Consider the following 5,254-nt stretch of genomic DNA (forward strand, 5'->3'; position numbering starts at 1 on the left):
GAGGCAAGGCGTGATAGGCGCGGAAGATGTAACCCGAGCCGTCGACGAGAAAGAGATGATCGTCCTTGTTCATGGCGACAGGGATAACGCAGCCTCAGGGCAAGGTCCATGGCGATGATGCGTTATCGGGAGCGCCGCGTCTAAACCGACCGCAATTCCGCACTGCGCCTTGTGCCCAGATAAAGGTTGGTTTCACTCGCACGGATACCATCGACCAAACGGATCGTGTGCAGAACCCTGTCGAGCGAAGACAGTGTATCTGTGCCGAGCTCCAGCACCAGGTCCCACTTGCCGTTGGTGGTATGGATCGCCGTGATCTCTGGCATGCCGCGCAATTCGGCGACGATGCGGTCCGTGCCGCGGCCCTCAATGGACAACAGCATGATGCCCCGCACCGGGGATTCGAAAGCATCGCTCCGCAGGATGACACTGAAGCCGAGGATCTCTCCTGCTTCCATCAGCCTCTCGATACGCGCCCGTACGGTGGCACGGGAAACGCCAAGTTCGGCTGCGAGGTCGGAGATCGCCGCCCGCCCGTTATGGCGCAGGGCTGCGATCAGCCGGTGATCGGTTTTGTCCATATTGGCGATTATATATATCGGTATGGCAAAATAATGCATCAATTTGCTTTATTTGCCAAGTTTTTTCCGCCGCTGTTCAAACCGATAATCAAGCCAGTGAGGATTTGGACGAGCGCATGAGCACACCCCTTTCCCTGATCGGCGCGCCGGTGGAAACCGGCGCGAGCCAGGCCGGATGCCTGATGGGGCCCGATGCGCTGCGCACGGCCGGCATCGCGGACGCGCTGCAGAATCTCGGCTATGAGGTGCGCGATCACGGAAATGCCGCGTGCGTTGCCGATGACGGCGCCGTGCACCACAACCCGGCCATCCGCAATCTCGGCGAGACCGTGGGCTGGAGCCGGTCGCTCAGCGATATCGGCTACCGGGCGGCGAGCGAGGGAAACCTGCCCGTCTTCCTGGGTGGCGACCATTCCATTTCGATGGGAAGCATACCGGCGATCACCCGGCATGCGGCCGACAGCGGACGTCGGCAGTTTGTGCTGTGGCTGGACGCGCATCCGGACTTTCACACGCTCGACAGCACGCAGAGCGGAAACCTGCACGGCACGCCGGTTGCCTATGTCACGGGCCAACCCGGTTTCGAGGGCGTTTTCCCGACCCTTTCGGCCACCGTCGATGCCGAAAATGTGTGCATGTTCGGCATACGCTCGGTGGATGAAAGGGAGCGGCAGACCCTGAGGCGCTGCGGCGTCACGGTCCACGATATGCGGGCCATCGACGAACACGGTGTTCCGGCCCTTCTCGATGCGTTTTTGAACCGGGTGCGCGCCGCGGACGGTGCACTGCATGTCAGCCTCGACGTGGACTTCCTCGATCCGACGATCGCGCCGGCGGTCGGCACAACCGTGCCGGGAGGCGCAACATTCCGCGAGGCCCACCTCATCATGGAGATGCTGCACGACAGCGGACTCGTGACGTCGCTCGACGTGGTCGAGCTCAATCCGTTCCTCGACGAACGCGGCAGAACCGCAAAACTGATGGTCGATCTCGTTGCCAGCCTGTTCGGAAAACGGGTGATGGACCGTCCGACACGATCCTACTGACCGGAACCGGGAGGCATTCAAATGGTTCATTTCGTTGGCGTGGAAGCAATGGTCCGGCTTGTCGTCAGGTCGGGTCCGAGGGATTTCCTCATTGGGCTGTGCGATGCCATCGAACACGATTTTCGCCGCTGGGAGCGGTTTGAAAAGACGCCGCGGATCGCCAGCCATTCGAAGGTCGGCGTGATCGAACTGATGCCGACGAGCGACGGCGAGCACTATGGCTTCAAATATGTGAACGGACATCCGAAAAACATGAAAAAGGGTCTCCAGACCGTCACGGCATTCGGCGTTCTGTCCAATGTTTCAACGGGTTATCCGATCCTCGTCAGTGAAATGACGCTGCTGACGGCTCTCAGGACAGCCGCCACCTCCGCAATGGCCGCGAAGCATCTCGCTCGCGGCGATTCGCGGACAATGGCGATTATCGGCAATGGCGCGCAGTCCGAATTCCAGGCCATCGCCTTTGCCGCGATCGCCGGCATCGAGGCTGTCCGTCTTTACGACATCGATCGCGGCGCAAGCCGCAAATGCGCCGCCAATCTGTCGCGGCACGGTCTCGACATCGCGGTCTGCGCCTCGGCCCAGGAGGCCGTGGCCGGCGCCGACATCATCACCACCGTCACGGCGGACAAGCAATGCGCCACCATATTGACCGACAACATGGTCGGGGAAGGCGTTCACATAAACGCCGTCGGCGGCGACTGTCCCGGCAAGACGGAACTGCACCGGGACATCCTGAATCGCTCCAAAATCTTTGTCGAATTTACGGCACAGACACGTATAGAGGGCGAAATACAGCAATTGCCGGAAAATCATCCGGTGACCGAGCTGTGGCAGGTGATCAACGGGTCCGAGACCGGGCGGTCGTCTTCCCGTGACATCACCCTGTTCGATTCGGTCGGTTTCGCAATCGAGGATTTCTCGGCTCTCAATTTTGTCCGCGACCAGGCGCTAAGCCACGGAATTTTTGAGGAACTTGACCTCATCGCCGATCTGGGCGATCCGCGCGATCTGTTCGGAGTGCTGGCGCACGGAAACGACCCTCTCCGTGGCCCGCGCAGACCCGCCGCCGCTGCATAGCGCCAATGGAATTCTGGGTTGTCGCACCGAGATTTTTCCACTGTAACATAGTCGTGACCGCAATCTCCGGGTTGTGTCCTTGAATTGCCACATTCATCGGCCCAAATCACAATTACCGGCAAGCAAAAATGCCGATGTCTGGCGAGAGGCATGTCCCCCGCCACGCCGGACACGAGCGGCGACCTCATCCCCCCCTCTCCGGGTCGCCGCTCACATCCCCAACGCCACCGTGACTATCCCCTCCAGCCACGGTGGCATTTTTTTGTCTTTTTCAGAGTTCACGCATCCGGCGCTTTAATCCGCCGGTGAAACCGTCTAGACGGTCTCCAGTCATTTGTTTCAAGTCATTCGTCAGGAGCCGGGTATGGCCGATCTCGCCGCAACGCTGTCGCAAGCCGATAACAATCTCGACAACAGCCTCGAACGGCTGTCGGATCTCATCCGAATCAAATCCATCTCAACCGATCCGGCCTTCGCCGCCGACTGCCGCAAGGCGGCCGAGTGGCTTGCCGCGGCGCTCGAAGACATCGGCTTTTCAGCAAGCGTTCGCGATACAGAAGGACACCCGATGGTCGTCGCGCATCAGCCCGGTCCGGAAGGCACGCCCCATGTGCTGTTTTACGGACACTACGACGTGCAGCCGGTCGACCCGCTCGAGCTTTGGAACAGCGATCCTTTTTCTCCCGCCGTCGAGGAACTGACACCCGGCAGAACGGTCATCACCGGCAGGGGCGCCGCGGACGACAAGGGGCAACTCATGACATTCGTCGAGGCGTGCCGGGCCTACAAGGATGCCAACGGCGCCCTGCCCTGCAGCGTGACGATCCTGTTCGAAGGCGAGGAGGAATCGGGCTCGCCCTCGCTCAAACCGTTTCTCGAAGCCAATGCCGAGGAACTGAAGGCCGATCTCGCACTCGTTTGCGATACGGGCATGTGGGACGCCGACACGCCCGCCATATCCGTCAGCCTTCGCGGGCTGACGGGCGAGGAAGTCACGGTCAGGGCCGCGAACCGCGACCTGCATTCGGGCCATTACGGCGGCAATGCGGCCAATCCCATCCACATCCTCGCATCCATATTGGGCGACATGCATGACGCGGACGGGCATATCACCATCCCGCATTTCTATGACGGTGTGCACGAAACGCCGGACAACATCAAGGCGATGTGGGAAGACCTCGGACCGCCCGGGAACTTCCTGGAGGATATCGGCCTGTCGGTGCCGGCCGGAGAGAAGGACCGTACCGTCCTCGAGCGGTGCTGGGCCCGGCCGACCGCCGAGGTGAACGGAATTTCAGGCGGCTATACCGGCGACGGCTTCAAGACGGTCATTCCGGCTGAGGCATCGGCCAAGGTTTCGTTCCGGCTGGTGGGCGACCAGGACCCTCACGCGATCCGCCGCAATTTCCGCGCCTTCGTCGAGGAACGGCTTCCGGCCGACTGTTCGGCCGCGTTTTCCGAGCACGGCACATCCGGCGCCATTCAGCTGCCATACGATGCGCCCGAGCTCGCCGAGGCGCAAAAGGCGCTTGAAGATGAATGGCACAAACCCGCCGCCGTTATCGGCGTTGGCGGATCGATCCCCATCGTCAGCGATTTCCGCTCGATGCTCGGCATGAACTCGCTGCTCGTCGGTTTCGGGCTTGACGACGACCGTATTCACTCGCCGAACGAGAAATACGATCTGCGGTCGTTCCACAAGGGCATTCGCTCCTGGATCCGCATCATGGATGCGCTGGCGGCGAAACGGTAGGCCGCGAAAGGTCAGCTGCCGCCGAGCCGCGCCCATCGCGGCCGCTCGAACAGGAAACGGCCATAGCCGGTCGTTTCCACCAGCCAGAACAAAATCAGCGGACCGGTGATCGCCGCAATCCACACCAGCAGCGAGACGGTGCCGATATCCGGTATGATGCCAAGCTTGAGCAGCACGACGCGGGTCACGGCCATCGGCAGGAAAAACGCGAGATAGATGACGATGGAATGAGACCCGCACCAGCGGATGAAACCGGCCCAGCGGTGCGATGCCAGCAAAGCGCTCGCCGATACGAGGGCGACCACCCCTCCAAGCCCAAGCACAAGCGAGACCATGGGCAGCATGGAAACCGCAACCAGGCCAGTCCCGGCGGGACCGAATGCAACCGGAATCTCCGTCAAGGTGGCAAGGGCGGTTATCGCGACGATCGCCACGATGGTGGCAATCGCCCGCAGGCTGTTGCGTCTGGCGTAATCCGCCAGGGCGAATATCACAGGCGCAAATGCATAGCCGGCAAAAAACCAGACGAAATAGCTCGCGAATTCGTCAATCAGCACGGCCCCGGTGTGAATCGGCAGGATCTGCAGCAGGATCGCGATGCCCAGGACCAGCGGAACGGGAACCGGGCGCAGCAACCGTGTGGCTATGAAAAAGACCGGCAGGATATAGATGAACCAGAGCGTTCCGAAGGGCTGGACGAACGCCAGCATGTAACTGACGAGCGGTGCGGCGGGGCCGGCCTCCGCCACCATTGCGGGCGCCTTGAAAAGAAACTGTATCGTCAGCCACAGAAC

General features: G+C 61.2%; 5 protein-coding genes. 3 read left to right on the forward strand and 2 right to left on the reverse strand.

Going from position 1 to position 5,254, the window contains the following annotated elements:
- Positions 1 to 140: 140 nt before the first annotated feature.
- Complete coding sequence (locus tag AC5E6N_RS23165) at positions 141 to 581, reverse strand: Lrp/AsnC family transcriptional regulator (RefSeq protein ID WP_491750019.1); 441 nt, start codon at positions 579 to 581, stop codon at positions 141 to 143.
- 116 nt (positions 582 to 697) lie between these two features.
- Here AC5E6N_RS23165 and rocF point away from each other — a divergent pair, with 116 nt between their 5' ends.
- From rocF to AC5E6N_RS23180, 3 genes are all read left to right on the forward strand, one after another.
- Positions 698 to 1,627: an arginase gene (gene rocF, locus AC5E6N_RS23170; RefSeq protein ID WP_491750020.1), complete on the forward strand. Its 930-nt coding sequence runs from the start codon at positions 698 to 700 to the stop codon at positions 1,625 to 1,627.
- Between the two features lie 21 nt (positions 1,628 to 1,648).
- Positions 1,649 to 2,707 carry an ornithine cyclodeaminase gene (gene ocd / locus AC5E6N_RS23175; RefSeq protein ID WP_491750021.1) on the forward strand — a complete coding sequence of 353 codons (1,059 nt, stop codon included), beginning with the start codon at positions 1,649 to 1,651 and terminating at the stop codon, positions 2,705 to 2,707.
- A 364-nt stretch (positions 2,708 to 3,071) separates the two neighbouring features.
- A complete protein-coding gene (locus tag AC5E6N_RS23180; protein WP_491750022.1) occupies positions 3,072 to 4,460 on the forward strand; it encodes a M20/M25/M40 family metallo-hydrolase in 1,389 nt (462 codons plus the stop codon).
- 11 nt (positions 4,461 to 4,471) lie between these two features.
- On the opposite strand, the gene AC5E6N_RS23185 is transcribed toward AC5E6N_RS23180, so the two are convergent.
- Positions 4,472 to 5,254 (reverse strand): acyltransferase family protein (locus AC5E6N_RS23185; protein WP_491750023.1); only part of this gene is annotated, 783 nt, incomplete at its 5' end.

The organism is Hoeflea sp. (assembly GCF_984452065.1).

Bases quoted from the DNA above. Each gene is read 5' to 3' on its own strand.
- AC5E6N_RS23165 (WP_491750019.1), bottom strand. From the start codon at position 581: ATGGACAAAACCGATCACCGGCTGATCGCAGCCCTGCGCCATAACGGG.
- rocF (WP_491750020.1), top strand. From the start codon at position 698: ATGAGCACACCCCTTTCCCTGATCGGCGCGCCGGTGGAAACCGGCGCG.
- ocd (WP_491750021.1), top strand. From the start codon at position 1,649: ATGGTTCATTTCGTTGGCGTGGAAGCAATGGTCCGGCTTGTCGTCAGG.
- AC5E6N_RS23180 (WP_491750022.1), top strand. From the start codon at position 3,072: ATGGCCGATCTCGCCGCAACGCTGTCGCAAGCCGATAACAATCTCGAC.